The organism is Agrobacterium sp. GW821-FHT02D03 (assembly GCF_059421725.1).
The window spans coordinates 2,559,388-2,585,373 of sequence record NZ_JBWKVN010000001.1; the positions used below are offsets into that span (position 1 = coordinate 2,559,388).

Below are 25,986 nucleotides of genomic sequence, written 5' to 3' on the forward strand. Positions count from 1 at the left end.
ATGGGTTGATCAGCCTCCCTTGACGGAGCCGGCCAAGAGGCCGCGCACAAGGTAGCGTTGGAGCGCAAAGAAGACGCAGAGCGGCACGATGATGGTGACGAAGGCCGACGCGGTGAGAATTTCCCAGTTGCCGCCGCGCGAACCGAGCAGCGCGTTCAATGCGCCGGTCAGCACCAGTTCATCCTTCTGCGTGCCGAGGAAGACCATGGCGACGAGCAGGTCGTTCCATGTCCAGAGGAACTGGAAGATGGCGAAGGAGGCAAGCGCCGGGAAGGAGAGCGGCAGCACAATCTTGACGAAAATCTCGAAATCGCTGGCGCCATCGACACGGGCACTCTCGATGATTTCTTTCGGCAGGCCGGAAATATAGTTGCGCAGCAGATAGATGGCGAGCGGCAGACCGAAGGCCGTGTGCGCCAGCCAGATCCCGGCATAGGTCTTGGACGGTATGCCGAAGATATTGCCGATGGAGTTATAGAGCTGCAGCAACGGAATGAGCGACATCTGCAACGGCACGACGATCAGACCGACGACCAATGCAATCATCAAGGATCGACCGCTGAAGCGCATCCATGACAGCGCATAGGCAGCGAAAGCGGCAATCAGGATCGGGATGATCGTTGCAGGAATGGCGACCGTCAGCGAATTGACGAAGGATTGCCCGATGCCTTCGGAGAGGAGAACGGTGCGGTAATTGTCGAGCGTGAAGATCGGCGGCGTGGAAACCACGACATAGACGCGTTTTGCGCGCGACCCTTCGAAGCTGGCATTCTTGCTATATTGATAGCTGCCGTCCTCGTTGAGCTGAAGCGTTTCGCCATCACCGAGATCGGCGGACGTCCCGGCCTTGAAGGCTGCCGGTTCCTGAACGCGCACGCCATAGGCCGAGACATGGCCGCTCTTGCCTTCCCCGAAGACGTTGCCGGCAATGACGAAGCGATCGCCCTGCTGGGTCTGTGTCGATGGATCGCCAAGGCGCAGCGCCTGCGTCTGGTTGGAGCTTGAGAAGGCCGTCCACCAACCGGAAACGACGATCTGGTCCTTGTCTCGCAGCGAACTGACGAGGATGCCGAGCGTCGGCAAAAGCCAGAGCAGAACGATGAAAAGGACGCTGGCGTGAACGATAAGGCGGGGCAGGCCGATACGGCGCAGACGGGTTGCGATGTTCATATCAACGGCCCTCCATCTCGCGATTCGCCTGGCGGATGTTCCAGATCATGATCGGTGTGACGGCTGCCATGATGACGAGCGCAATGACAGCACTTCGCCCGCTATCGCCACCACCGCGGAACATCCAGTCAAACATGAGGTTGGCGAGAACCATGGTGTTCCACTGGCCATTGGTCATGGTCAGCACGATATCGAAGACCTTGAGGACGAGAATGGTGATGGTGGTCCAGACGACCGCGATGGTTCCCCAGATCTGCGGCACCATGATCTTCCAGAAAATCTGCCAGCCATTGGCGCCATCGATGACCGCCGCCTCGATTGTCTCTTCCGGAATGCCACGAAGCGCGGCCGACAGAATGACCATGGCAAAGCCGGTCTGGATCCAGATCAGGATGACCATCAGGAAGAAGTTGTTCCAGAAGGGCATGGAAATCCACACCTGCGGATTGCCGCCGAAGAACTCCACCAGCGCATTGAGAAGGCCGATCTGCGTCTGGCCCTCACCGCGATACTCATAGATGAATTTCCAGATGACGGAGGCGCCGACGAAGGAGATCGCCATTGGCATGAAGACGATGGACTTGGCGATATTTCCCCACCAGATGCGGTCGGTCATGACCGCGATGACGAGGCCGAGAAAGGTGCAAGCCGCGGGCACGACGGCGAGCCAGAGAATGTTGTTGAAGATCGACTGGCGGAAACCGGCGTCGTAGAAGGCCCAGACGTAATTGGCGAAACCGACGTAATTGGCTCCTGTCCGATCGTAGAAAGACAGGATGAAGGTCGCAACGACCGGGTAGACAAGATAGACGGCAAGCAGCAGCAGGGCCGGTCCGACGAAGAGCCAGGGACGAATGGCCGCGCGCCGGTTGAGATTGCGCGACGCCTGAATGACATCGCCGTCCCGCACCGGAAAAATAAACTGCAACGCCTTGTCCGACAGCCAGTAATAGGCGGCGCAGGCAAAGACGCCGACGATAACGACACCCAGCGCGGATACGATTTGCGTGATCATCATTCCCTCCCCGATCTTACTTATATTCGGCGCGTTTCCCGCGCCGTTCTATCGATGACAGCCCGGCAGCGATAACTACCGGGCTGCATCTGAGGATTACTTCAAGCCGTCCCAGGCCTTCTGAATATCGTTGGCAACCTGCTCGGCAGATTTGCCGCCGACATAATCGACCATACCGGTCCAGAACGCACCAGCGCCGATCTTGCCAGGCATGAGGTCAGAACCGTCGAAGCCGAAGGTGGTAGCCGTCGTCAGAATCTCGCCCTGACGCTTCACCTGATCATTGGCGTAGGCGTCCTTGTTGACGCCCTTGAACGGTGTCAGGAAGCCGGACTGCGCCATCCACACTTCGTGGGCGATCGGCGTCTTCAGGAATTCGACGAGCGCGCGCGCAGCCTTGGAATCCTTGGTGATGGTGAAGAGCGTTCCAGCACCCAGAACCGGCTTGCCGAGATCGGCCTTGGAGGCGAAGGTCGGCATGTAGAAGAAGTCGACGTCCGTTCCGACTTTCGTTCCCTCGGGGAAGAAGGATGGGATGAAGGAAGCCTGACGGTGCAGGTAGCACTTCGGTGGAATGTCGAAGAGACCCTTCGGGCTGTCACGGAAGTCGGTAGAGGCAACAGCGGCAACACCGCCCGAAACATACTTGTCGTTCTTGGCGAACTTGCCGAATTCCTCGATTGCGGCGACGACGCGCGGATCGTTGAACTTCACCTCATTCGTCGTCCACTTCTGGTAGACATCGAGCGGCTGCGTGCGCAGCATGAAGTCTTCCACCCAGTCGGTTGCCGGCCAGCCGGTCGCGCCACCAGAGCCGAGACCGATGCACCATGGCGTGCCGCCATCGGCAACGATCTGGTCGCTGAGCTTGACGAGATCTTCCATGGTTTCCGGCACTTTGTAACCGGCTTCCTCGAAGTTCTCAGGAACGTACCAGACCAGCGACTTCACGTCGGCCTTGAACGGGAAGGCGAAATAGGCCTTGTTGCCGTCCTTGTTCTTGTACATGCCAAGATCGACCCAGGACTGGCCCGCGCCGTAATTTTCCTTCACCCAATTTGCCGTCTCGTCACCGAGCGGAGTAAGAAGTCCCTTGGCCGCAAGGTCAGCGAGAAGGCCCGGCTGCGGCAGGATCGCGACGTTTGGCGGCGAGCCAGCCTGCGTATCGATGACGATCTGCTGTTCGTAATTTTCCGAAGACGAGTAACGGACATTGACGCCGGTCGCATCGGCAAAATAGGCGAGCACGGACTGGAACAGCGCTTCGTCTTCGCCGCGCCACGGTCCGAAGATCGTCAGCGTCTCGCCCTTCAGGCTGGAATTTGCGGTCTTGAAGGCCTCGTAGCTCTTCCAGTTGAACTTGCTGTCTTCACCCGGCTTGAATTTGAGTTCGGCGGCAAAGGATGCGCCCGACAGAAGCGTGGCTACGGCAACAGTCGTTAAAAATAATTTTTTCATGTGATCTACCTCCCATCACATTAATCGGCTTCGGCGTGTCTTTTCAAAGCGCTTTGGCTGCCTATTCATCTCATTGAGAATTGCTCAGAGTCAAGAGGGTTGATGATCATCCCAAATTTGGTCCTCTTTTGCCGTGCGGGAGACTGTATTTGCGCTGCAGCAGAGTTTTTTGAATTGTCTAGCGCTCCAACACTTGCTAGCCTTCAAAGCGGTTTGGAGACGGTGGAGGAGCCGTCCCTTTCCAGAGTCCACGGGCTTGAGCAGCAGAGGGAGGCTGGGCATGAATCTGAAACAACTATCGCAGTTGCTTGGCATCTCTCAAACGACGATCAGCCGCGCCCTGAACGGCTATCCCGAAGTCAACGCCGAGACGCGCCGGAAGATCATCGAGGCGGCGCGCCAGAACGGTTATCGACCCAACGCGGCAGCGCAGCGGCTGGCGACCGGCAAGGTCGGCTCCATCGGTCTCGTGATGCCGACGGGTGCAGCACATCAATCCGACGTTCACTTCGGGGAGTTCCTCAATGGGCTTGGGGAAGTCTCCGCAAAAAATGGTTTTCACCTCGTCATCATGCCGACCGATCCGCGTGACGAGGACGAAGCGTTGCAGGATCTCGCCGCCAATGGCACAGTCGACGGCATCTATCTCGCCTATATGAAAAAGAACGATCGTCGCATTGCGATGATGAAGAGTCTGTCGATCCCTTTCATGGTGCATGGCCGCTCCTGGGGGATCGAGCCGGACTATCCCTATCTCGATGTCGACAATGAGGGCGCCTTTCATGACGCCGCATCGCTGCTGCTCCAACTCGGCCATGAAAATATCGCGCTGATCAATGGGCCGGAGGGTTATGACTTTACATTCCGTCGCTACCGCGGTGTGGAAGCGGCATTGGCCGCTCAGGGCCATTCACTTGATCCTGACAAGGTCAGCCACAGCGTGATGACCGACGAAGCCGGGTTCTTGATGATGGAGCGGCTGCTTGACCAGCCGCAACAGCCGACCGCCGTTCTCTGTGCCTCCACCGCACTTGCGCTCGGCGCCATCCGCTCGCTCAACCAGCGGGGCCTGCGACCCGGGCGGGATATTTCCCTGATCGCCCATGACGACGTCCTGCCACTCTTGAAACCGGTCAACTTTTCCGTGCCGCTCACCACAACACGGTCCTCTCTTAGAGCAGCAGGGATGCGCGTTGCCGAACGGCTGATTGCCCAGATCAAGACCGGGCAAAACGAGCCGTTTCACGAGTTGTGGAAAGCGGAACTGGTGGTGCGCGCCTCCACCGGCCCCGCTCCTCGGTAACTGGATTAGAACGTCGGCGCGTCTTTGCCGAGCGCTCTATGCGCAGCAATCACCGTGTTGGCCATCAGCATGGCAATCGTCATCGGGCCGACGCCGCCCGGGACAGGCGTGATGGCCGCTGCGACCGCACTTGCCTCTTCGAACGCCACATCGCCAACGAGCCTCGACTTGCCCTCGCCCTTCTCGGGTGCGGGAATGCGGTTGATCCCGACATCGATGACGGTCGCGCCGGGCTTAACCCAATCGGCCTTCACCATTTGCGCGCGCCCGACGGCGGCAACCAGAATGTCGGCGGACTTGCAGACGGAGGCCAGATCCTTGGTGCGCGAATGCGCCATCGTCACCGTTGCGTTGGCGTTGAGCAGCAATTGGCCCATCGGCTTGCCGAACAGGTTGGAACGACCGATTACCACGGCGTTCAGGCCAGACAGATCATCGCCATGGATGCTGCGAACCAGAAGCATGGCACCAGCCGGGGTGCAGGAGAGCAGGCCTGTCTTCAGATCGCCGACAGCGAGCTTTCCGGCATTCAAGACGCTCAGACCATCGACATCCTTTTCCGGCAGAATCGACTGGATGATCGGATCGGAATCGAGATGCTTGGGAAGCGGCAACTGAACGAGAATGCCGTGGATCGATGCGTCCGCATTCAGGGTCGCGACCAAGGCTGCGAGCTCCTGCTGTGTCGTTTCTTCCGGCAGCGTATGCTGGACCGAGTTGAAACCGCATTGCTTGGCCATCTTGCTCTTGGAGTTCACATAGGCATGGCTTGCAGGATCATCGCCGACGATGACGACAGCGAGACCAGGCCTCTTGCCGGTCTCATTCTCCAGACGCTCAGCCGCGTCTCGCACAGCATCCGTCACGGATGCCGCCTTGGCCTTGCCGTCGATCACAACCACCATATGCCTGCCTCCTGAGAACCCGCAAACCAGCCTTGAGGGGTAAAACCCCTAATGCTGCGCGAAGCTACAGATTGCAAGGGAAAATCAGTGGATCAGCCGCGACGCCGCATGTCGTCTTCGACAAAGCCGTTCAATCTTTGCTTGAGCGAAGCGAGTTCCTGTCGAAGCGTTCGTAGCTCGTCCGTTTCGGCCTGCGCATGATCTGCCTTGCCTTCCAGTGCGGCGGCCAGCAAAGGCGGCAGACGGAAGCCATCCTCCTTTTGTGCCGTCTCCGCATACCGGACGCGGTTGGCGAGCAGGACCTGACGGACACGTTCATCGAGCGGGATATCGTTGGCAGGCTCATCGTGGAGATCGTCTTCCCACGTATCGTCCTCGGTCACATCGTAGCGCTCGCTGGCGTAGACGGGCTCGACATCGTCCTCGACTAGATCATGGAAGATATCCGGCTCGATCTCGAACCGTTCATCATGCGCTTCAGCCTTTGCAGGGGCGGCCTCAAAAGCCGTCTCCGCCTCTATTGCCATTTGAATGGCGGCCCCGACCCGGTCCTGCGTCTCCGTGCGGCGGAAGCTGATGAGGAAGAGCGCGAGCAGTACTCCCACCAAAGCGCCCCCCGCCGCCATTGCGCCAGGTATCATCTGCGGCAGAATACCCTCTTCCTGCAGAACCGCGGGTGATGCGGGCTTGGCGATCGCCGCCGTCACGGTCGGTGCTGCGAAGGGACCGGCCTTTTCGCTTGCCGCCAGATATTCGCGCCGGGCTTTTTCGAGAGCTGTTTCCAGCTTGGCAAGCTCTTCCGGTGCGTTACCCATAGCGCGCAACTGTTCTTCAACGGCGGCCTTCTGGCGGTTCTCAGCGTCAAGCGTGGCGGCAACGTCCTTCAACTCCGCCTTGGCACCGTCCAGTGCGCGACGCAGAGCTGGCATGGCGGCAGATCTTGCGGCGTCGACAGCGCCTTGGGCCGCAATGGTGCGCGGGTGTTTTGGCCCGTGATCGACATTGACGTCGTCAAGCGCAAGCTTTGCCGTGGTGTAGTTGTCTCTGACGGGCGCAAGAGCTTCGAAAACGGGAAGCGGCGGCAATGCTTTCGTCAGCACGTCGTCCGTCTTCATCGCCGAGACTTTGGTCACAGCCTGGGCGAGGTCGTGCTCCTTCTCGCCCAAAGCCGCAATCGTTGCGTCCGCCTCGTGAAGCGACTGCTGCAGGCCCTGGATACGCGAGACGATATCGTTGCCGTGGCGCATCTGAAATCCGGTCAGTGCGCCTTCCGCCGCGTCGAGCGCGGTGCGTGCTTTCTCTACCGCCTGCAAGGCGGGTTCGGCATGATCGCCGCCCACGCCTTTGACGACCTGGCGAGCAATATAATCGACGATCCGCTCAGCGGCCTTCGGCGTTGCTGCGGTAACACCGACATCGATGTCCGTCTTCGATGCCGAGGTGATCTTGACGGACTGACGAAGCGCGTCTTCGATGGCGTTGACAGGGGTTGCTGGCTGCACGTCGCCCGAAAGCAGGTTCGCCAGCATGGCGAGGCGTCCCTCTTCAACAATGCCCGTAACATCGCCAGCCTTGAGCTTCAGCTCTGAAATGGCAAGCGTGAGGGACACCGGGGACAGCAGGCTCTGCTGCATGGACGCAGCTACCCGGCCGGTATCGACTGGGTTTCCGCCTGGGGCTGAAACTCTGACGACGGCGTGCGAGACATATCCTGCAGACGGCGATGGAAGGAATGCGGACGGCAGGATAGCACCGGCTGTCGCGAACATCAGAACGAGAGCCGCGGGAACGACGACACGCCGCCATCTGCCTGCCGCAGCCTGCTCCGTAACCGAACCGACATATGTTTGCGTATGAAGAGCCATTGCGAACCCGCAGGGATGTAAGAGCCGTCCGTCTGGCGGAAATATCAATGAAATCTAAAGCGCCATGGCAAACAAATGGTTAATGCCACGGCGAATTATAGCCGTGACTCCTGCGAAATCAGTGCCCGACCCTCGGGTAAGTCCCGCGCAAGATTGTGGGTCTAGACCGGAGGCAGATTAAACACGGAGAATTGTCATGCAGCCCATTCAGCTGTTTGCGCTGGCCTCCCGGCAGGCCGAGTGGCTTTCAATCCGTCAGGAAGTTGTCGCCACGAACATCGCCAATGCGAGCACGCCGCAGTATCGCGCCAAGGAAGTCGTTCCGTTCGAAACCGAACTGAAGACGGCTGGCATGCAGATGGCGCGCACAAACCCGGCGCATATGGAAATGAGCGTGACCGGCGCTGGCAAGATCGGCCTGAGGGACGCTCCACTGAACAATGAAATCGGTGTTCAGGCATCCGGCAACACCGTTTCGCTTTCAACGGAAATGGCCAAGACGGGCGAAATCAAGCGTCAGTTCGAACTGAACACGCAGCTCGTTCGCACCTTCCACTCCATGATGATGACCGCGGTGGGCAAGTAAGATGGACTCATTATCAACCTCGCTGAAGATCGCAGGCAGCGGAATGGAAGCACAGGCAACGCGCCTGCGCATCGTTTCGGAAAACATCGCCAACTCCCGCACGACAGGCGACGGACCAGGGGCCGACCCCTATCGCCGCAAGACGATTACGTTTGCCAATGAGCTGGATCGCGCGTCGGGGACCAACCTCGTCGAGGTGAAGAAGCTTGGCTACGACCGCTCCAACTTCATCGAGGAATACGATCCGGACAGCCCGGCGGCCGATGAAAAAGGCGTGGTGAAGCTGCCAAACGTCAACATGCTGATCGAGATGGCCGACCTTCGCGAAGCCAACCGCAGTTACGAAGCCAATCTCCAGGTCATCAAGCAGACGCGTGATCTGATTTCCTCAACCATCGACCTATTGAAGGCTCAGTGATGATCGAATCTATCAGCAACATCAAATCGCTGACCAACAACTCCGCGACAGACAGCATCAAGGGCATTGCCAGTGGCCTGACCTCACTTGCGGGTGCCGCCGTCACCACGGCCACAACCGCGACGGTTGGCCCGACATTCGCCAGCGTTCTTGGCGGCGTTGCGCAGGATGCCGTCGACTCGCTCAAGAACAGCGAAGCCATGTCCTTCGCCGGCATGCAGGGCAAGGCCAATACCCGCGAAGTGGTCGATGCCGTCATGCAGGCCGACCAGACCCTGAGGACCGCTGTTGCGCTCAGAGACAGGCTCGTTTCTGCCTATCTCGATGTCGTTAAAATGCAGATTTGACCCGTGAGGACCTAAGAAATGAGAGCTCTAGCAATCGCAGCAACGGGCATGGATGCCCAGCAGACAAACCTTGAGGTCATCGCGAACAACATCGCGAACATCAACACCACCGGCTTCAAGCGTGGCCGCGCCGAATTTACCGACTTGCTCTACCAGACCGAGCGTGCACAGGGCGTGATGAACCGCGCCAACCAGGCCATGGTGCCGGAAGGCGCCAATATCGGTCTCGGCGTGCAGACGTCTGCCGTGCGCAAGCTGCACATTCAGGGACCTGTGTCCCAGACGGGCAACACGCTCGATCTTGCCATCGTCGGCAAAGGCTGGTTCCGCGTGCAAGGTCCGGACGGCGCGCCGCTCTACACCCGCGCAGGCGCGTTCAACATGGATTCGACCGGCCGTCTGGTGACAACAGATGGCTACCCGGTTCTGCCGGCCATCACCATCCCGACCGACTCGACCGAAACCAAGATCACCGACGACGGCATCGTTTCGGTGCGTATCGGCCAGTCGAACCAGATGACCGAAGTCGGTCAGCTGACGATGAGCAACTTCGCCAACGAAGCGGGTCTGCGTCCGCTCGGTGACAACCTCTTCGCCCAGACGGATGCCTCGGGTGCCGCTGTCGACGGAACGCCTCAGTCGGTTGGCTTCGGCTATCTGAAGCAGAGCTATCTGGAAGGGTCCAACGTCGATTCGGTCAAGGAAATCACCGACATGATTTCCGCCCAGCGTGCGTATGAGATGAACTCCAAGGTCATCACCACCGCCGACCAGATGGCTCAGATCGTCAGTCAGAACCTAAAATAAGTGGAAGGTAGGGTAACATGAAGTTCCGCCCGAAAATCATGCCTGTTCAAGGTTACAAGGTGACGTTCGCGTTGGCACTCGCTTTTGCGATGTGCGCTCCGCACGGTGCCATGTCGCAGCAGAAGTTCGCTGTCGTCCCCACGGTCACGATTCTTTCGGGCGAGATCATCACCCAAGGCCGGGTGACGGAAGTTCCTGTCACCAACCCCAACATCGCTCCCGGCTATTCCCAGTCGATCGAGGAAGTGGTGGGCAAGGTCTCCAAAAGGACACTGGTTGCCGGGCGGACCATTCCGATCGGCGACCTGCGCGATCCTTATGCGGTGGAACGCGGCGCTGCAGTGCGCATCACCTACAACAATAACGGCATGAACCTTTCGGCCTCCGGCGTTGCCATCGAAGACGGCATGGCCGGCGATATCGTTCGCGTGCGCAACAAGGACACCGGCGTGACGGTGAGCGGAACGGCGAAGCTCGACGGGACCGTGGAGGTTTTCCAAAAATGAGTTTTCGTCAGCGTTTTTTCGCCGCGGCAGTTGCGGCAATGGCTTTTCTCGCAGCCGCTCCGGAAGGCTTCGCCCAGACGATGGCGCGCGTGAAAGATATTGCGTCACTCCAGTCAGGGCGTGAAAACCAGTTGATCGGCTATGGTCTTGTCGTCGGCCTGCAGGGGTCCGGCGACAATATGCGTGCCTCGCCCTTTACCGAGCAGTCGATGCGCGCGATGCTGCAAAATCTCGGCATCTCGATGCAGGGCAACCAGACCTCCTCCAAGAATGTCGCGGCCGTCATGGTGACTGCCAATCTGCCGCCTTTCGCAAGCCCCGGCAGCAGGCTGGACGTCAATATCAGCTCGCTTGGCGACGCCTCTTCGCTTCGCGGCGGCACGTTGATCATGACCTCGATGTCCGGCGCAGACGGCCAGATCTACGCTGTTGCTCAAGGCTCCGTCATCGTCTCCGGCTTCAACGCCGGCGGTCAGGCGGCACAGGTGACGGAAGGTGTAACGACGGCCGGTCGCGTCCCAGGCGGCGCGATCATCGAGCGCGAGCTTCCCTCGCAGTTCAAGGATTCCGTCAATCTCGTCCTGCAACTGAGAAACCCGGACTTCTCCACCGCCATTCGCATTGCCGATACGATCAACAGCTACGCCCGCACCTCCTACAACGAGCCGATCGCCGAGGCGCGAGATTCTCAGGTCGTCTACATCCAGAAGCCCCGCACAGCCGATCTTACCCGCCTGATGGCGAGCATCGAGAACCTTGCGGTGGAAACCGATACGCCGGCGAAGGTCGTCATCAACGAACGGACCGGCACGATCATCATCGGTGCAGACGTGCGTGTCTCGAGGGTTGCCGTCAGCTACGGTACGCTGACGGTACAGGTCACCGAAATGCCGCAGGTCGTGCAGCCAGCGCCCTTCTCACGCGGACAAACCGCGGTGCAGGAGCAGACCGACATCCAGGCTATGAAGAGCGGTGGCCCGGTTGCTATCCTCGAAGGTCCAAGCCTCCGGTCGCTGGTGGCGGGTCTCAACAATATCGGCGTCAAACCGGACGGCATCATCGCCATCCTCCAAGGCATCAAGTCCGCAGGTGCGCTCCAGGCAGAATTGGTACTACAATGACGATCGCCATCTCCAAGATCTTTACGCCTCAACGCGTTCTTCTGGCACTCTTCGTGGTCGCTGGTTCGCTTCCTTCGGCGCGCGCGCAGGAGCAGGTGCGCGTCACCACCGGCGAGACCAGCGGACAGGAAATCCAGCAGTATTGCACCAACATCGTCGATCAGGCGCGTGACCAGCGCTATCTGATGCAGAAGCAGGATCTCGAGAAGCTTCAGGAAGACATCAACGAACGTGTGGCCATTCTGGAAGCCCGCAAGGCCGAGTATGAAGACTGGCTGCAACGGCGTAACGATTTCCTCAAGCAGGCAGAAACCAACCTTGTCGAAGTCTACAAGACGATGAAGGCGGATGCGGCTGCTCCCCAGCTTCAGGAACTCGATCCGGGAATGGCTGCGGCCATCATCATGAAACTGCCACCGCGCCAATCCGGGCTGATCCTCAGCGAAATGAACGCGAAGAAAGCGGCGACCGTCGCTTCGATCATGGCCAGCGCGACCGATAAAACCACATCAAGAGATCCGTCATGAACAAAGCGCTCATTCTCGCCCTTTCAGCCGCGAGCATCCTCACGGGGTGCCAGAGCGTCACGGAAAACCAGACCCTCAAGGAAATCGGCAACGCGCCGGCAATGAGCCCGATCGGCAGCGGCCTGCAATTCAACCAGGCACCGCAGCTCGCGTCCTATCCGAAGCAGCCGCTTCATACGGCAAGCGGCTATTCGCTCTGGAGCGACAGCAAGGCGGCGCTCTTCAAGGATTCGCGCGCCCTCAATATCGGCGACATTCTGACGGTGAACATCCAGATCAACGACAAGGCGTCGTTCGACAACCAGACCGACCGCAGCCGCAAGAACAACCGAAAGACCGGCTGGAAAGCAGATGCGGAAATCCTTGGCTGGAAGCCGAAGGCGGACTCGTCTCTCAGCTTCGACAATGACAGCGAAGCCAATGGCAAGGGCTCCATCAACCGCGCGGAAAAGCTCACGCTCCTCGTCGCAGCGGTTGTGACCGGCATTCTGGAAAACGGCAACCTGCTGATCAGCGGTTCGCAGGAAGTGCGCGTCAACCACGAGATCCGCATTCTCAATGTCGCGGGTATCGTCCGGCCGCAGGACGTCAATTCGGAAAACACCGTATCCTACGAAAAGATCGCGGAAGCCCGCATTTCCTACGGCGGTCGCGGACGCATCATGGAAGTGCAGCAGCCGCCGGTGGGGCAGCAGGTCGTCGACCTCTTCTCGCCGATCTAAAACGCTCGAAATGCGATGCTGATAGATCGCGGCACGATCTTGCGAGGCGTTCGACATGGCAGATGAGGTTGTCTCGTCCAGCCGGGTACAAATTGAGAAACGGGCAACAGACCTATGACCGACCAGTTGGCACTTGAAGGACCGGCACCGAAGAAGAGCTCGCCTATCCCGGCCATCGGCGCGATCGCGGTGCTGTGTCTTCTGGGTCTTGGCGGCGGCTGGTTCGTCGGCAAGATGCTCTTTGTGCCCGCCCCGCCGGCTGCGGCCGCACCGGCTCATGAGGCTCCGGCGGAAGTTGCAGCGGGAGAGCATGGCGAAGCACCAAAAGCAGAGGCTCATGGCGAGCCCGCCAAGGATGGCCATGGCGCGCCCGTAGGTCCGAGCCTGGTATCGCTCGATCCGATCATCACCAATCTCGGTTATCCTGCCGAAAATTGGGTAAGGCTTGAACTTGCACTGCAATTTAATGGTCCTTCAGACCCGGCCGTGGTTCAGGAGCTCCATCAGGAGCTCATGGCCTACATCAGAACCGTTCCTCTCCAGCAAATTCAGGGCCCGCGTGGCTTTCAATATCTTAGGGATGACCTGAGAGAGATCGTTGACCTCAGGACGAAAGGGCGCGTATCCAAGGTTTTATTCAAAACCTTCGTGATAGAATGATTCGCACCCTTATCTGCCTGATTGCTTTCGCCCTGATCCCAGGGATTGCTTTTGCGCAGCAGTCACCGGCAGATTTGTTAAATCTGCCTGTCGACGGCTCCGCCGCGGCATGGATCATTCGTACCTTCGGATTGCTGACGATCCTTTCGATCGCGCCCGGCATCCTGATCATGGTCACGAGCTTTCCCCGCTTCATCATCGCCTTTTCCATTCTTCGGTCCGGTATGGGGCTTGGCACAACGCCATCCAACATGATCCTGACGAGCATGGCGATGTTCATGACGTTCTACGTGATGGCGCCAACCTTCGAGCGCTCGTGGAACGATGGCATCCAGCCGATGATGCAGAACCAGATTACCGAGGCGCAGGCAATCGAGAGGGCGGCCGAACCCTTCCGTACCTTCATGCTTGCCAATACGCGGCCAAAAGATCTTGCCCTTTTCGTCGATCTGGCGAGTGAGCGCGGCCAGGAAACGATGAATGGCACGCAGCCGCAATACCGCATCCTCGTGCCGGCCTTCATGCTGTCTGAAATCCGCCGCGGCTTCGAAATCGGCTTTCTCGTCATCCTGCCCTTCCTTGTCATCGACATGGTGGTGGCAACAATCACGATGGCCATGGGCATGATGATGCTGCCCCCGACCTCGATCTCACTGCCCTTCAAGATATTGTTCTTCGTGCTGATCGATGGCTGGAACCTGCTGGTCGGCTCGCTGGTGCGGTCCTTTTATTGACGCATGTCGCGCGAGGTCGTAGCCGCAGCAGCAGCTTGGCCGACGCCCGCCACTTCCACTTTTTCATCTGCCGCGGCTGGCTGAGCTAGAGTCAGACAGCCCCTACCATTGATGCGCGATTGCGGCCTCTGCCAACGCGCGCCAGGAAGATGGATTCAGCTCTTTCGGACAGGCGGTCTTAATAAGCTTCGCCCGGGAACGGAGCTTCCGTTACCGGGCGAACTTGAGAAGACGAGGAGCGTTTGCGGAGGGAACCGTGACACGCCCCACCGCTCCATGGCCGTCAATGGGATGGGGTGGCTGCTGCCGCCTTTGGCGGCTCTGGATCGGTGTTGATCACGATCTTCTGCGGCTTACGGGTGGAGTCCCTGGCGTCCAGGATCTCCTTGGTGATGTAATCCATCTGCTGGATCATCACGTCGCGGACAAGCGGCTTTTCCATACGGGCGTTGATGCCGTCTTTGATCTTGGTCTTGAAGGCTGCAACATCGAACTTGCCGACCTCCTTGACGTCGAGGATCTTGTCGCCGACCAGCAGGCCGAAAAGCTCGTCCGTCATGTAAGCCGTCATCGGTGCCTTGACGTCCTTCATGATGACGGAGTCGACCAGAAGCGTAGAGCGTATCAGGAAGTAGCCGGCCACCGCGCCATTGGAAAGGACAGGCAGCGTCATGAGATCGCCCTGCACATATTGCGGAGGCGGCGGCGCATCGACCTTGTGATCATCCGCGGGGGGCTGGCCAAACTTGACGGCGGCGAAGACCCCGCCAAGGGTCATGACGAGCACCAGGACCCCTGTGGCAATCAGCTTGATCATTGCGCCTCACGAGCGAACTGTTGCAGCGAATAGGTCCCATCGTCCTCGGCATTCTTCTGCGCGTCCTTCAGCAGCTCAACAACCGCCTTGACGGCCTTCATGCTCGCTTCGACGCGGCGGGTATTGATGGCGAGCTTTTCCTTGATGTCGAGGATCTGCTGACGATGCACTTCGGCGATCTTCGGGCTTTCGACGTCGCGGATCAGCATGGTGAGTTCGTAGAGGCAACGGCTCTTATGGGCGTTCGACAGTTTGAAGTCGAAGTCAGGTTCTTTGCCGATCCTAGCGTTCTCGTTGTCGATGACCGCTTCGAGACGACCAAGCACAGCCTGAATTCTGTAGTCGTTGTTGACAATTTCCATGTTACTTCAGCGCTCCGCCTGACTCAGCTATTGGTTTTTTTGGTTTCGGTGTCGGAGAAGATGCGTCGCTGGAAGTCAGTGACCATGCTCATGGCAATCTTCTTGTCGTCTTCATTAACGGCAGAGACGGGGGCGGCATTGCGCTGGCGCTGCAGCGCCTGCGAATAGACCTGCTCGGCGATGCCGATGCCGCCCTTCTTGGACATCTCGTCGGCCATCTGCTCGGACATCATGCCTTTCCAGAACTCGCCTGCTGAGCCTTTGCCATAAACCTCTTCGGTATCGGATGGCATCATGTTCTGGATAAACGTGTTGAGAACGCTCGCCTCGAACTTGCGGTAGGTTTCAGGGATCTTTTCGTGATGCTCCGGCCTGTGGATGTTTCCGAGGCCCGCCTTGCTTGCTGGTGTCTCGATACTGTTGATCGCGGACTCAAAGCCGGCATTGCTGGCAGTCAGGACCGAAGCTTCCCGCGTCGCGCTCACCGCGCGCAGCTTTTCACGGGCCGCGGAGACCTGCATCGGGTCGGCCGCATTGACCACATCAAGCACAAGATCGCTTGGAGGAGAAATCGCCACGTCGTCATCCTTTCCGTTTTGATCGGATGACGATAGGCGCCTAACCTTGCTGGAGGCTGGAGGCCTTCATGCTGATCTGCAGATCGATCAGCTCATAGATGCTGTTGTCGTCACGCACCCTCGCCTCGTCCTCGCGGGCGCTGTCGCGCTTGTCTTCCAGCTTCTCGCCCTTCTTGGTTTCCTTCAGAAGCTGCGTTTCCTGCGCTTCCTGGATGGATTCAAGACGGACATCGCGGGCCATCAGACGGCTGTGTCGCATGACGTAGTGCTTCAGCATGTCCTGATGCAGCGGATCATAGGAGGTCAGATAGCCGGACAGTGTCTCGATCTTCTCGGCAAGCTCGGCGCGCTCACGCGTGGTGATGGCAAGTTCATTCTCGACCATCTTCGTCAGATGCCCCTGCACCTTCACCAGCCTGTCGAGTTTCTTGGATTTGGAAAGATCCGCCATCTCACTCACATGTTCGAGAAAACTAGGAAGAAGCCATTGACGAACTGGTTTATCACCGCGGCAATGCCGAAATAGAGCAGCAGCAGACCGCCGGCCAAAGCATAGGGGGTAGAGATGAAGTAAACCGGAATCTGCGGTGCGAGCTTGTTGATCAGGCCGATCGCCACGTTGAACAGAAAGCCGAAGAGGATGAAGGGGCTTGCCACCCGGATCGCCACATTCATCGAGGCCACGAGCGTATCGGTCAGCGTGATCAGCATGCGCTGGGCTGAGATCGGTCCGCCGAGCGGGATCGACGAGTAGGATTCCACCAGCGCTTTGAAGATGACGTGGTGAAAATCCAGAATGAACAGCACGAGCAACACGCCGAATGTCAGCATGGCCGCAAGCTGGCTTTCGGAGGTATCTTCCAGCACATCCTGCGCGGGCGGGCCGGTGAAGGAAATGGCCGTGCCCATAACGGTTGCGGCAAACTGCATTCCCAAGAGATAGAGATGGGCGATCAGGCCGAACATCGTGCCGATGAAAGTCTCATAGAGCATGGCCCGGAAGAACGTCACCGTGTTGCCCTGCGTGACGGGATAGATGACATCCCAGAGCAGCGGCAGTAGGGCAATGGAAAGCGTCAGCGCAAGGAAGAGCCTGATCTGGACAGGAAGCCTGGCAGAGGAAAAGCCAGGCATCGCCATGAGGCAGGAACCGATCCGGCAGAAAGCCAGGAACAGCGCCATGATGGTTCCTTGCGGGTCAGAGATCATGAAATGGAGCCGAGGATCTTGATTTCCGTACCCTTTGCCAGTTCGACATGTGACAGCACCGGCAAGGTGCTGAAGAGTCGTTCCGTAATCATTCTTACATATGCGCGCGTTTCCGGCAGCGTGACAAGCACGAATGGCAGGCCGACATCCATGTATTCACGGATTACTTGGGTCGCCTCGTTGGAGAACTCTTCCACCTGGCGCGGATCGATATCGAATTCGATGACATCGCCCTTCGGATCGCGCTTCAGCGCCTGCTGGAAGATGACGTCCCACTTGGTGCCGAGGCGCAGGACGCGCAGAACGCCATTGTCGGAGAGGTCGCCGCAAATCTGCTGCGCCATACGGATACGGACATGCTCGACGATCTGTTCGGTCTTGCGCAGATGCGGCGCGAGTTCCGCCACGGCTTCGAGGATCAAGTGCAGGTTTCGGATGGAAACGCGCTCTGCCAGGAGAAGCTTCAAGATTGCCTGAAGGCCGGAATAGGACATGTGCGACGAGCAGATCTCGTCGGCGAGCTTCTTGTATTCCGGATCGAGCCTGTCGATCAGGACCTTGACGTCCTTGTAGGAGAGAAGCATCGGCAGGTTGTTGCGGATGACTTCGCTGACATGTGTGAGAAGTGCCGAAATGTTGTCGATCGGGTGGAAGCCTTCGCGACGGAGATCTTCGACGAAATGCTCCAGCACCGAAACCGCCGGCATGCCGAAAGCGGGTTCTCTGACATCGTCACCTGGAACCGATGGACGTCTGCCCTTGCCGGTGATGACCAGCACTTCCCCGACGCGCAGCGTATTGGCCGCAACCGTCGTTCCGTGAATGCGGATCTGGTAGGATTTGTCGGGAATGGCGATATCGTCGGTGACCTTGATTTCCGGCACGACGAAGCCGTATTGCGCGGCAAACTTCTTGCGCATCTTGCCCACCCGGAAGCCCAGTTCCTGGTGCGCGCCCAGAAGGCGTGGCGAAACCTGTTTGCCAAGTGCCAGCTCGATTTCGGTGGTGCGTAGAACACTCTTCACCGTCTCGCTTTCGGCCTGCGTGGCGTCAGCTGCCTTCTGGTCTTCTTCCGCACGAGCAACATCCTGTTCGCGCTGCAACTGGCGAGGAATGAACCACGCACCCAGCGCCAGGAGGCCGCTGAGGAACATGAAGGGAATGAAGGGCAGACCCGGAACGAGGGCAAGAATGAACATCAAGCCGGCAGCGACGGAAAGTGCCTTTGGATAGCCGCTCAACTGGTTGATGACGGCAGTATCGGTGGAGCCGAGCGTGCCGCCGCGCGTGACGATAAGACCGGCCGCGAGCGAAACGATCAGCGCCGGAACCTGCGAGACGATACCGTCACCGACGGAGAGCTTGACAAAAACGTCCGCCGCTTCGCTGACCGGCATGCCGTGACGGAAAACACCGATGATGATGCCGCCGCAAATGTTGATCATGGTGATGAGCAGGCCGGCGACGGCGTCGCCACGCACGAATTTCGACGCACCGTCCATCGCACCGTAGAAGGAACTTTCTTCTTCCAGTTCGCGACGGCGAAGCTGCGCTTCCTTCTCATTGATGATGCCGGCGGACAAATCCGCATCGATCGACATCTGCTTGCCGGGGATGGCGTCAAGGGTGAAGCGGGCGCCGACTTCGGCGATACGCGTGGCACCCTTGGTGATGACGATGAAGTTCACCACGATGAGGATGAGGAAGACGATCAGACCGATGACGAAGTCGCCGGACATGACGAGGCTCGAGAAGCCGGCGATCACACCGCCGGCGGCATCGTGGCCCTGGTGACCATGGGACAGAATCACGCGCGTCGTCGCGATGTTGAGCGCGAGACGGATCATGGTGGAGATCAGCAGGATCGTCGGGAAGGAGGAGAAGTCCAGCGGACGGTGAATCCAGAGCGACACCATCAGGATCAGCACGGAGAAGGCGATCGAGAATGCCAGTCCCATATCGATGATAAAGGGCGGGATCGGCAGGAACAGGATGCACAAAATGGCAACGATGCCCGCTGCAAACCCAATGTCGCGCCCTCTGGGGGCGACTTTCGGAAGTGGCATTACGCTGGGCGGGGTAGCCATTCTAACTCCATCTCATCATGAGAACCGGCAGGACGTCCGGACCCTTTCCATCATGAAAAGGCCTTGCCGACCCGCTGGACGCAGATCAACGACCGAGGCTTAACGGGTCAAGCTTGCGCGAGAATGGAGACGGGGCGAGCAATGTGCGCGAGACCCGGCAAGGTGCAAAAAGCCCGCAATTTCCGCATTTCAATGGGCTGAAATGGATTTTTAGCTTTGGTCAACCGTCATCTTGTAATATGATCGAGTTTAACATTTGCGCCATGACCGCGTATCCGTCGACCATGAAGGGTCTTCAACGAACTAGGGCTCGTCATGGTTCTGTCGACATACAGCAGTTATCTCACCGTCAATCGAGATATGAAGGCCTCTCTTGCCAAGGTCGAGAGCCAGGCTCCGGTCAAGCGCGATACCGAATATTACGAAGCCAATATCGGCAAGGTGAAGACCGTCGACGACCTGCTCGGCGATTACCGTCTCTATTCCTATGCGATGCAGGCCTATGGTCTTGGGGAAATGACCTACGGCAAGGCCTTCATGCGCAAGGTGCTGGACAGCGATCTCAGCGACAGCAAGAGCTTTGCCAATACGCTGACCGACAAGCGTTACCTCCAAATGGCCCAGGCCTTCAACTTCAAGGGCGATGCCAAGGTGGCGCAGAGCACGGCGCAGGCCGAGAGCACGACCGATGCCTACAAGGCCTCCTTCCAGACCGAAGAGACTAATATTAAGACCGAGGCTGCCTATTTCGCCTCCAAGATCGGCGCGATCACCAATGTCGACGATCTGGTCAACAACACGCGGCTTCGCACCTATGTTCTGGATTCGGCCGGTCTCGATACGACCTTCACCTCCAAGGCCTATCTGAAACAGGTTCTGACAAGCGATCTCGCCGATCCCGACAGCGTTGCCAACCAGGCGAAAAATCCTGCCTGGAAAAAGCTCACGGGGTTCTTCAATTTTAATACGGACGGCACGGTCAACGGCCAGGCGCAGACCGCCGACCAGACGGAAGATCTGAAGCTCGATTACGTTGCCAGCATGTCGACCTATCCGTCAGCCACATTGCTGGATGCCAATCAGCGCTACTGGGACAAGCATGTTCCCCAGGTCCAGAGTGCGCAGGATCTCGTCAAGGACAGCCGTCTCGTCGCCTATGTCAAAACGGCTTTCGGCCTTAACCCCACCATGCTTGCAAGCAGCGTGGCGAGCCTGATGTATAGCCAAAACTTCGCTCAGACATACGGCAACACCAAGCTGCTCGACGCCTTCGAGTTTTCCAGCGACGGGACTCTTCCTGCCGGCACGAGCGCGCAGACGCCCGCACAGATGTCAGCGGTAGCAAAGCAGTACACAGCTGAATTCAGGAAGGATGCGGACAAGAAGATCGCGGATGCGGTCACCAATTACGAGACCCGTATCGCCAAGATGACGAAGCTGGACGACTTCTTCGTCTCCAACAAGAAAGACGACGACAAGAAGAACGACGAAGTCAGCGAAGTCTGGGACGTGGCTTTACGCGCCTTCGGCATCAATCCGGATGAGGTCTCCAAGTCCGAACTCAAGAAAATCCTCTCAAGCGACGTGGCCGACAAGAAAAGCTACGTCAACAGGCTGGACGACGACCGCTATGTCAACCTCGTCAAGGCCTTCAATTTCACCGCCGATGGCGGAACGGAAGCACCATTGACCGCGCAGTCGCAGCGCATGGTGGCCCAGGTGACTGCAGATTACAAAGCCGTAAAGCTCAGAGCTTTGACCGGTACCGCCAAGGAGAATGCGTCCAAGGCCGCGGACAAGGAAATCGCCTACTACACCTCGACGATCGCAGGGATCAAAACCGCCGATCAATTCCTGGCGGATAGCCGGCTGACCAAATTCGTGCTGGAAGCCAATGGTCTCGACCCGAAAGAGGTCACAACCACCGATCTGCGCAGGATGTTCAAGTCGGACCTTTCCGATCCGAAAAGCTTCGTCAACACACAGAGCAACGGCAAGTTTGCAGAAATCGTCGCGTCCTTCAATTTCAGCGCCAAGGGACAGCTGGATGCAACGGCGGCCGAAGGCGTTCAGCAGCGCGGCGCGATTTTGGAGACGACCAACCAGTATCTGCAGCAGACACTGGAAGTGCAGCAGGGCGAGCAGAATGACGGCGTCCGCCTGGCGCTGTACTTCAAGCGCAAGGCACCGGAAATTACGAGCCCCTACTCCATCATCAGCGACAAGGCGCTCTTCACCTTTTTCAAGACCGCCTACAATCTGCCGACTGCTATTGGCAATATCGACGTGGCCAAGCAAGCCGATCTGGTGAAGAAATACATCGATGTTGGGAAGCTCGGCGATCCGGACTATGTCGACAAGATCGTCAAACGATTTACCGCGCTTTACGATACGCAGAAGAACGGTCCGACCTCAACGTCGCTCAGCCTCCTGGGACGGTCGGCCTCCATCAGTGCGGATACGCTTCTGGCGGTCGCTCAGCTCAGAGCGGGTTGATAGGGTCCGGCTGAACCCGTTTGCGTCAGCGCCCTCGCAAAGCGAAAGCGGCTGCGGTAGCAGCCGAAGCCGCGCTCAATAATCGCTGTCGTTATCCGTGCGGCGCTGGTTGTCCGCAAGCTCTTCGTCATCAGCGACGGGAATGGCATAGGAGCCGTTCAGCCAACGGGACAGATCAAGCGACCGGCAGCGATCGGAACAGAAGGGATAATCTTCGCGGGTCGAGGGCCTGCCGCATTCGGGGCATGGCTGTGCCTTGCGAAGAGGCGTAACTTTGGGATCGGACGTCATGCTTCTCAGCCTTCCTGCCAGCCCGACGTGACTTCGAAGCCTTCGCCCGCCAGGAGTGCGGCCGTTTCGTAAAGCGGCAGTCCCACCACATTGGTGTAGGAGCCCGTCAGTTTCTGGACGAAGCAGCCGGCGATACCCTGGATAGCGTAGGCGCCAGCCTTGCCGCGCCATTGGCCGGACGCGATGTAGTTTTCAATTTCGAACTGCGACAGACGCTTGAAGCGGACCTTGGTTTCGGCCACCTTCTGACGCACCTTGCCGTTCGGGGTGATCAGGCAGATGCCCGTATAGACCCAGTGGCTTCTGCCGGAGAGGAGATGGAGCGCCGCCGAAGCGTCCTCGATATATTCGGCCTTGCCAACGATCCTGCGACCAACGGCGACCACCGTATCGGAACCGAGAATATAGGCATCCCGCCAGGCCAGTTCGCCCTTGACCGCTTTGTGAGCGGCCTGTGCCTTCTGCAAAGACAGGCGGCGGCAGAGTGTGCGGGGATGTTCAAGGCGTGCGGGTGTTTCGTCGATGTCCATCGGCATCAGGCGCGTGGGTTCGATACCCACCTGATGCAGGAGCTCTAGACGGCGTGGCGATCCGGAAGCCAGAATCAGCTTTTGTTTTGGGTCTGTCATGCTCTGCCAGCCGTCCGATCTATCGGGCGATTACTTGAAACGGTAGGTGATGCGGCCTTTGGTGAGGTCGTAAGGGGTCATTTCGACCAGGACCTTGTCGCCAGCGAGAACGCGGATACGGTTCTTGCGCATGCGTCCTGCCGTGTGAGCAATGATCTCATGCTCGTTTTCCAGCTTCACACGGAACGTCGCATTGGGCAGGAGTTCGGTCACGACGCCCGGGAATTCAAGGACTTCTTCTTTTGTCATATAGGTTTGTTTCTTCCTGTTGATGATGCCAGGCGTAAAGTGCCCGGGAAAATTGCGCGGAAACTACACAATCGCCGCACATTTGTGAACCTAAATTGTCGTCCGCTTTAAAGCGTTTCCGAAAATGGCTGCGCGCGTTGCGGCAGGCGCTCGGAAATGAGCTTTTTCAGGTGATCGCGAACCTCGCGATAGGCTTCCAGCCTCTGTTCTCTGGAGCCAGTTTCCACCGTCGGATCCATGGTCGGCCAATAGACGACGTCAAGCGCGTTATACCGCGTCAACTCGAGTGCGGCGTGATGGGCCTCTGGCGTCAAGGTAATGATCAGATCGAAGAAGTCGTCCTCGATCTCATCCATGGTGCGCGGTTTGTGCTTGCCAAGCGTCAGGCCGGCTTCGTCCAGAACAGCATCGACGAAGGGGTCGCGATCGCCTGCCCTGACGCCTGCGGACTGGATATAGATCCCGGGAGCGACGATCTGCTTGGCGATGACCTCTGCCATGGGAGAACGGATGGAGTTCATGCCGCACATGAATAATATGGCGCGCGGGGCCTTGTCTTTCAAGTCTGGAGCGGCCGGACCTTCCATGCCTAGCCTCGCCAATAAAGGACACAGACGAGGGTAAAGAGGCGGCGTGCGGTATCGAAGTCCATCTTGATCTTGCCCGAAAGACGATCCATCAGCGTCTGCGATCCATCATTGTGGATACCGCGCCTACCCATATCGATCGCCTCGATCTGGCTGGGCGTCGAAGACCGGATCGCTTCGTAGTAGCTCTCGCAGATCAGAAAATAATCCTTGATGATGCGGCGGAAGGGCGTCAGCGACAGAATGTGCGTGGCCACATCTGTCCCCTCCTCCGTGGTGATGGAGAAGACGAGCTTTGCATCCACCAGCGAGATATTCAGCCGGTACGGCCCGCCCACATGCCCAATCGGCTCAAAGATGTTTTCCTCGATCAGGTCGAAGATCGCGACGGCGCGCTCATGCTCCACATCAGGCGTGGACCGGCCGATACTCTCATCCAGCACCACGTCGCAGAGTCTGAAGTCGCCTGCCGCCATCTGCTACCCTTCCGGATTGAGGCGAATGCCGACGGATCGTGCATGCGCATCGAGCCCTTCGGAATTGGCAAGCGTGATGGCAGCGGGTGCAAGCTGACGCAGCTGATCGGGGCCTAGCCTCAGGATCGACGTGCGCTTGACGAAATCGAGGACCGACAGACCCGACGAGAAGCGCGCCGAGCGGGCGGTGGGCAAGACGTGGTTCGATCCGCCGACATAGTCACCGATCACTTCAGGCGTATGGCGACCGACGAAGATGGCGCCCGCATTGCGAATACCCGCCATCAGCACATCGGGGTCGTCGATCGCAAGTTCCAGGTGTTCAGCGGCGATGCGGTTGGCAAGCGGGATCGAGGCGGCAAGATCATCCACCAGGATAATCGCGCCGAAATCGCGCCAGCTGGCGGTGGCGGTCTGCGAACGGGAAAGCTGCTTCAATTGGCGCTCGACAGCCTTTTCGACAGCCCGGCCCAGTTCCGCATCATCGGTGATCAGAATGGATTGCGCGCCCGGATCATGTTCGGCCTGGGCCAGAAGATCGGCCGCGAGCCAATCCGGATCGTTATGTTTGTCAGCGATCACCAAGACTTCGGACGGCCCAGCAATCATGTCGATGCCAACCGTGCCGAACACATGGCGCTTGGCCGCAGCCACATAGGCGTTGCCCGGTCCGACGATCTTGGCGACGGGTGCAATGGTCTGAGTGCCGTAGGCAAGCGCTGCGACAGCCTGCGCGCCACCGATGCGGTATATTTCCTCAACGCCTGCGACGCGCGCTGCCGCCAGCACCGCCGGATTGATCTTGCCGGCATTGGCGGGAACGACCATGACGATGCGTTCGACGCCTGCGACCTTGGCTGGAACGGCGTTCATCAAAACCGAGCTTGGATAGCTTGCCGTGCCGCCCGGAACGTAAAGGCCGACAGCCTCGATCGCTGTCCATCTGGAACCGAGGCCGACGCCGATATCGTCTTCGTAGATATCGTCTTTCGGCATCTGCCGTGCATGGTGCTTTTCGATGCGCTGGGCTGCAAACTTCAAAGCATCGAGGACGGCAGGATCAACTTCGGCAAGGGCGGCGTCGATTTCCGCTTCCGTGACACGCATCGAGATTTTCGAGAAATCCAGCCCGTCGAACTTCAGCGAGTAATGGGCCAACGCCTCATCGCCACGCTTTCGAACATCTTCGATGATATCACGAACGACGGCGTTCACATCTTCCGAAACCTCGCGCTTCGTCGTCAGGAACGCGGCGAAAGCCTGTTCGAAATCAGAAGAGGATTGCTCCAGCCAGATTGCCACTTCACGTCACCCTTTTCGAGAGCCTCGCGATGCGTGCGAGGCAAAATTCTCTGCAGCCTCAACGATGAGACGGCACATGGGTATGTGGCATAAATCGAAACATGCGGGCAAGGCAATTCCCTGCCCGCTTCGTCAGCTCAAGATTTAGTCTGCCGGATGGAAGGGGCGGGATTTGGTTTCCCATGCACCGCTGAGATCCGTCAGTTGGGCCTCGATGCATTCCACATCGAGCGCGATCGCGCCGCCGCCGGAAAGCGTCAGCTCAATCGTTCCATCGGGACCCTCTCCCTTCTGGATGAAGCGGATGGCGAGGAGGGAATGAACCTGCTCCTTGTCGGTGCGGTTTATGCCGCTGGAGCGTACCGCCGACACCCGTTTGAGAACCAGGGCAGAGCGGCAGCGTTCTGGCGGATGGTTCTTCTTGGCGCCGTGTTCCCAGACAAACCGGTTGGCAGAGAGAACGAATTGGCCGGGCCGAGGTTCGAAGGACACATCTTTCAACTTGAAGACACTGTCCTGCATGTGGGTAGAAATGATGGCAAGGTCTTCGCCATCCAGCGCCATGAGTTTAAGGCCGCTCATCGTCTCTTGGTCCTCATCTCGCGGACAGGTCCGCTATCTCGCGTTCAACATGTGTGAAACACAACGCGTGCCGCGCGCGGCATTTGCGTCGTCGTTCAAGTGGTTGATCTGGAGATAGGCAGTCGGGGCCGGTTCTTCAACGGACACGGCCCCCTCATCAAGAATCGGCGATGAAGG

30 protein-coding genes are annotated in these 25,986 nt (G+C 58.6%); 12 read left to right on the forward strand and 18 right to left on the reverse strand.

Features of this window, described 5'->3' with window-relative positions; genetic code table 11:
- Positions 1–9 precede the first annotated feature (9 nt).
- The 3 genes from AC07U5_RS12180 to AC07U5_RS12190 form a co-directional block, all read right to left on the reverse strand.
- Positions 10–1,170, reverse strand: coding sequence for a carbohydrate ABC transporter permease (locus tag AC07U5_RS12180; protein WP_111848263.1), 1,161 nt, complete (start codon positions 1,168–1,170; stop codon positions 10–12).
- A gap of 1 nt (position 1,171) precedes the next feature.
- The gene (locus AC07U5_RS12185) at positions 1,172–2,185 is read right to left on the reverse strand and encodes a carbohydrate ABC transporter permease (protein ID WP_494723134.1); all 1,014 of its coding nucleotides are present in this window, start codon (positions 2,183–2,185) and stop codon (positions 1,172–1,174) included.
- Positions 2,186–2,281: 96 nt separating this feature from the next.
- The gene (locus AC07U5_RS12190) at positions 2,282–3,643 is read right to left on the reverse strand and encodes an ABC transporter substrate-binding protein (protein ID WP_062599338.1); all 1,362 of its coding nucleotides are present in this window, start codon (positions 3,641–3,643) and stop codon (positions 2,282–2,284) included.
- Positions 3,644–3,917: 274 nt separating this feature from the next.
- Between AC07U5_RS12190 and AC07U5_RS12195 the strand changes: the two genes are divergently transcribed.
- Positions 3,918–4,946 carry a LacI family DNA-binding transcriptional regulator gene (locus AC07U5_RS12195; RefSeq protein WP_494723299.1) on the forward strand — a complete coding sequence of 343 codons (1,029 nt, stop codon included), beginning with the start codon at positions 3,918–3,920 and terminating at the stop codon, positions 4,944–4,946.
- 5 nt (positions 4,947–4,951) lie between these two features.
- Here AC07U5_RS12195 and folD read toward each other — a convergent pair whose 3' ends face one another.
- Together folD and AC07U5_RS12205 are read right to left on the reverse strand one after the other, a co-directional pair.
- Entirely contained in the window at positions 4,952–5,851 is a 900-nt protein-coding gene (folD, locus tag AC07U5_RS12200; protein WP_494723135.1) for a bifunctional methylenetetrahydrofolate dehydrogenase/methenyltetrahydrofolate cyclohydrolase FolD, read from the reverse strand.
- A 92-nt stretch (positions 5,852–5,943) separates the two neighbouring features.
- The gene (locus tag AC07U5_RS12205; protein ID WP_494723136.1) at positions 5,944–7,716 is read right to left on the reverse strand and encodes a GumC domain-containing protein; all 1,773 of its coding nucleotides are present in this window, start codon (positions 7,714–7,716) and stop codon (positions 5,944–5,946) included.
- Between the two features lie 196 nt (positions 7,717–7,912).
- Here AC07U5_RS12205 and flgB point away from each other — a divergent pair, with 196 nt between their 5' ends.
- The 10 genes from flgB (at position 7,913) to fliP (ending at position 14,144) form a co-directional block, all read left to right on the forward strand.
- Positions 7,913–8,302, forward strand: a complete 390-nt coding sequence (gene flgB, locus AC07U5_RS12210) for a flagellar basal body rod protein FlgB (RefSeq protein ID WP_062426046.1) — start codon at positions 7,913–7,915, stop codon at positions 8,300–8,302.
- 1 nt (position 8,303) lies between these two features.
- Entirely contained in the window at positions 8,304–8,720 is a 417-nt protein-coding gene (gene flgC, locus AC07U5_RS12215; RefSeq protein WP_062426047.1) for a flagellar basal body rod protein FlgC, read from the forward strand.
- The gene (fliE, locus tag AC07U5_RS12220; protein WP_062426048.1) at positions 8,720–9,067 is read left to right on the forward strand and encodes a flagellar hook-basal body complex protein FliE; all 348 of its coding nucleotides are present in this window, start codon (positions 8,720–8,722) and stop codon (positions 9,065–9,067) included. Before flgC ends, fliE begins: the two co-directional genes overlap by 1 nt.
- Before the next feature lie 18 nt (positions 9,068–9,085).
- Entirely contained in the window at positions 9,086–9,874 is a 789-nt protein-coding gene (gene flgG, locus AC07U5_RS12225) for a flagellar basal-body rod protein FlgG (RefSeq protein ID WP_062426049.1), read from the forward strand.
- 17 nt (positions 9,875–9,891) lie between these two features.
- On the forward strand, positions 9,892–10,380 hold the full coding sequence (flgA, locus tag AC07U5_RS12230) for a flagellar basal body P-ring formation chaperone FlgA (RefSeq protein WP_082479160.1): 489 nt from the start codon (positions 9,892–9,894) through the stop codon (positions 10,378–10,380).
- A complete protein-coding gene (locus AC07U5_RS12235; RefSeq protein ID WP_062599334.1) occupies positions 10,377–11,501 on the forward strand; it encodes a flagellar basal body P-ring protein FlgI in 1,125 nt (374 codons plus the stop codon). The genes flgA and AC07U5_RS12235 overlap by 4 nt, the downstream gene beginning before the upstream one ends.
- On the forward strand, positions 11,498–12,028 hold the full coding sequence (locus AC07U5_RS12240) for a MotE family protein (protein ID WP_062426052.1): 531 nt from the start codon (positions 11,498–11,500) through the stop codon (positions 12,026–12,028). The genes AC07U5_RS12235 and AC07U5_RS12240 overlap by 4 nt, the downstream gene beginning before the upstream one ends.
- A complete protein-coding gene (gene flgH / locus AC07U5_RS12245; protein WP_062426053.1) occupies positions 12,025–12,750 on the forward strand; it encodes a flagellar basal body L-ring protein FlgH in 726 nt (241 codons plus the stop codon). The genes AC07U5_RS12240 and flgH overlap by 4 nt, the downstream gene beginning before the upstream one ends.
- Positions 12,751–12,864: 114 nt before the next feature.
- Positions 12,865–13,410, forward strand: a complete 546-nt coding sequence (locus AC07U5_RS12250; RefSeq protein WP_062426054.1) for a flagellar basal body-associated FliL family protein — start codon at positions 12,865–12,867, stop codon at positions 13,408–13,410.
- A complete protein-coding gene (gene fliP, locus AC07U5_RS12255) occupies positions 13,407–14,144 on the forward strand; it encodes a flagellar type III secretion system pore protein FliP (protein ID WP_062426055.1) in 738 nt (245 codons plus the stop codon). Before AC07U5_RS12250 ends, fliP begins: the two co-directional genes overlap by 4 nt.
- A 283-nt stretch (positions 14,145–14,427) precedes the next feature.
- Here the strand turns inward: fliP and AC07U5_RS12260 are convergent, their stop codons facing one another.
- From AC07U5_RS12260 to flhA, 6 genes are all read right to left on the reverse strand, one after another.
- Complete coding sequence (locus AC07U5_RS12260) at positions 14,428–14,961, reverse strand: hypothetical protein (protein ID WP_112358806.1); 534 nt, start codon at positions 14,959–14,961, stop codon at positions 14,428–14,430.
- Positions 14,958–15,323, reverse strand: a complete 366-nt coding sequence (locus AC07U5_RS12265; RefSeq protein WP_062426057.1) for a hypothetical protein — start codon at positions 15,321–15,323, stop codon at positions 14,958–14,960. The genes AC07U5_RS12260 and AC07U5_RS12265 overlap by 4 nt, the downstream gene beginning before the upstream one ends.
- A gap of 23 nt (positions 15,324–15,346) precedes the next feature.
- Complete coding sequence (locus AC07U5_RS12270; protein ID WP_494723137.1) at positions 15,347–15,874, reverse strand: rod-binding protein; 528 nt, start codon at positions 15,872–15,874, stop codon at positions 15,347–15,349.
- 67 nt (positions 15,875–15,941) lie between these two features.
- On the reverse strand, positions 15,942–16,352 hold the full coding sequence (locus AC07U5_RS12275) for a hypothetical protein (protein WP_082447257.1): 411 nt from the start codon (positions 16,350–16,352) through the stop codon (positions 15,942–15,944).
- A gap of 5 nt (positions 16,353–16,357) precedes the next feature.
- Positions 16,358–17,110 carry a flagellar biosynthetic protein FliR gene (gene fliR, locus AC07U5_RS12280; protein ID WP_062599331.1) on the reverse strand — a complete coding sequence of 251 codons (753 nt, stop codon included), beginning with the start codon at positions 17,108–17,110 and terminating at the stop codon, positions 16,358–16,360.
- Positions 17,107–19,197 carry a flagellar biosynthesis protein FlhA gene (gene flhA / locus AC07U5_RS12285; RefSeq protein WP_062426061.1) on the reverse strand — a complete coding sequence of 697 codons (2,091 nt, stop codon included), beginning with the start codon at positions 19,195–19,197 and terminating at the stop codon, positions 17,107–17,109. Before flhA ends, fliR begins: the two co-directional genes overlap by 4 nt.
- A gap of 315 nt (positions 19,198–19,512) precedes the next feature.
- On the opposite strand from flhA, the gene AC07U5_RS12290 reads away from it, so the two are divergent.
- Positions 19,513–21,693 (forward strand): DUF1217 domain-containing protein, encoded by a 2,181-nt coding sequence (locus AC07U5_RS12290; protein ID WP_494723138.1) that lies wholly within the window; start codon positions 19,513–19,515, stop codon positions 21,691–21,693.
- A 75-nt stretch (positions 21,694–21,768) separates the two neighbouring features.
- On the opposite strand, the gene yacG is transcribed toward AC07U5_RS12290, so the two are convergent.
- From yacG to AC07U5_RS12325, 7 genes are all read right to left on the reverse strand, one after another.
- Entirely contained in the window at positions 21,769–21,984 is a 216-nt protein-coding gene (yacG, locus tag AC07U5_RS12295; protein WP_062426063.1) for a DNA gyrase inhibitor YacG, read from the reverse strand.
- Positions 21,985–21,989: 5 nt separating this feature from the next.
- The gene (locus AC07U5_RS12300; RefSeq protein WP_062426064.1) at positions 21,990–22,613 is read right to left on the reverse strand and encodes a Maf-like protein; all 624 of its coding nucleotides are present in this window, start codon (positions 22,611–22,613) and stop codon (positions 21,990–21,992) included.
- 30 nt (positions 22,614–22,643) lie between these two features.
- Positions 22,644–22,862: a translation initiation factor IF-1 gene (infA, locus tag AC07U5_RS12305; protein WP_027673809.1), complete on the reverse strand. Its 219-nt coding sequence runs from the start codon at positions 22,860–22,862 to the stop codon at positions 22,644–22,646.
- A 107-nt stretch (positions 22,863–22,969) separates the two neighbouring features.
- Positions 22,970–23,449, reverse strand: a complete 480-nt coding sequence (locus tag AC07U5_RS12310; RefSeq protein ID WP_062426065.1) for an arsenate-mycothiol transferase ArsC — start codon at positions 23,447–23,449, stop codon at positions 22,970–22,972.
- 2 nt (positions 23,450–23,451) lie between these two features.
- Complete coding sequence (locus AC07U5_RS12315) at positions 23,452–23,925, reverse strand: UPF0262 family protein (protein WP_062599327.1); 474 nt, start codon at positions 23,923–23,925, stop codon at positions 23,452–23,454.
- A 3-nt stretch (positions 23,926–23,928) separates the two neighbouring features.
- Positions 23,929–25,227 (reverse strand): histidinol dehydrogenase, encoded by a 1,299-nt coding sequence (gene hisD / locus AC07U5_RS12320; RefSeq protein ID WP_494723139.1) that lies wholly within the window; start codon positions 25,225–25,227, stop codon positions 23,929–23,931.
- Between the two features lie 144 nt (positions 25,228–25,371).
- The gene (locus tag AC07U5_RS12325) at positions 25,372–25,809 is read right to left on the reverse strand and encodes a DUF2948 family protein (RefSeq protein WP_494723140.1); all 438 of its coding nucleotides are present in this window, start codon (positions 25,807–25,809) and stop codon (positions 25,372–25,374) included.
- Positions 25,810–25,986: the final 177 nt, after the last annotated feature.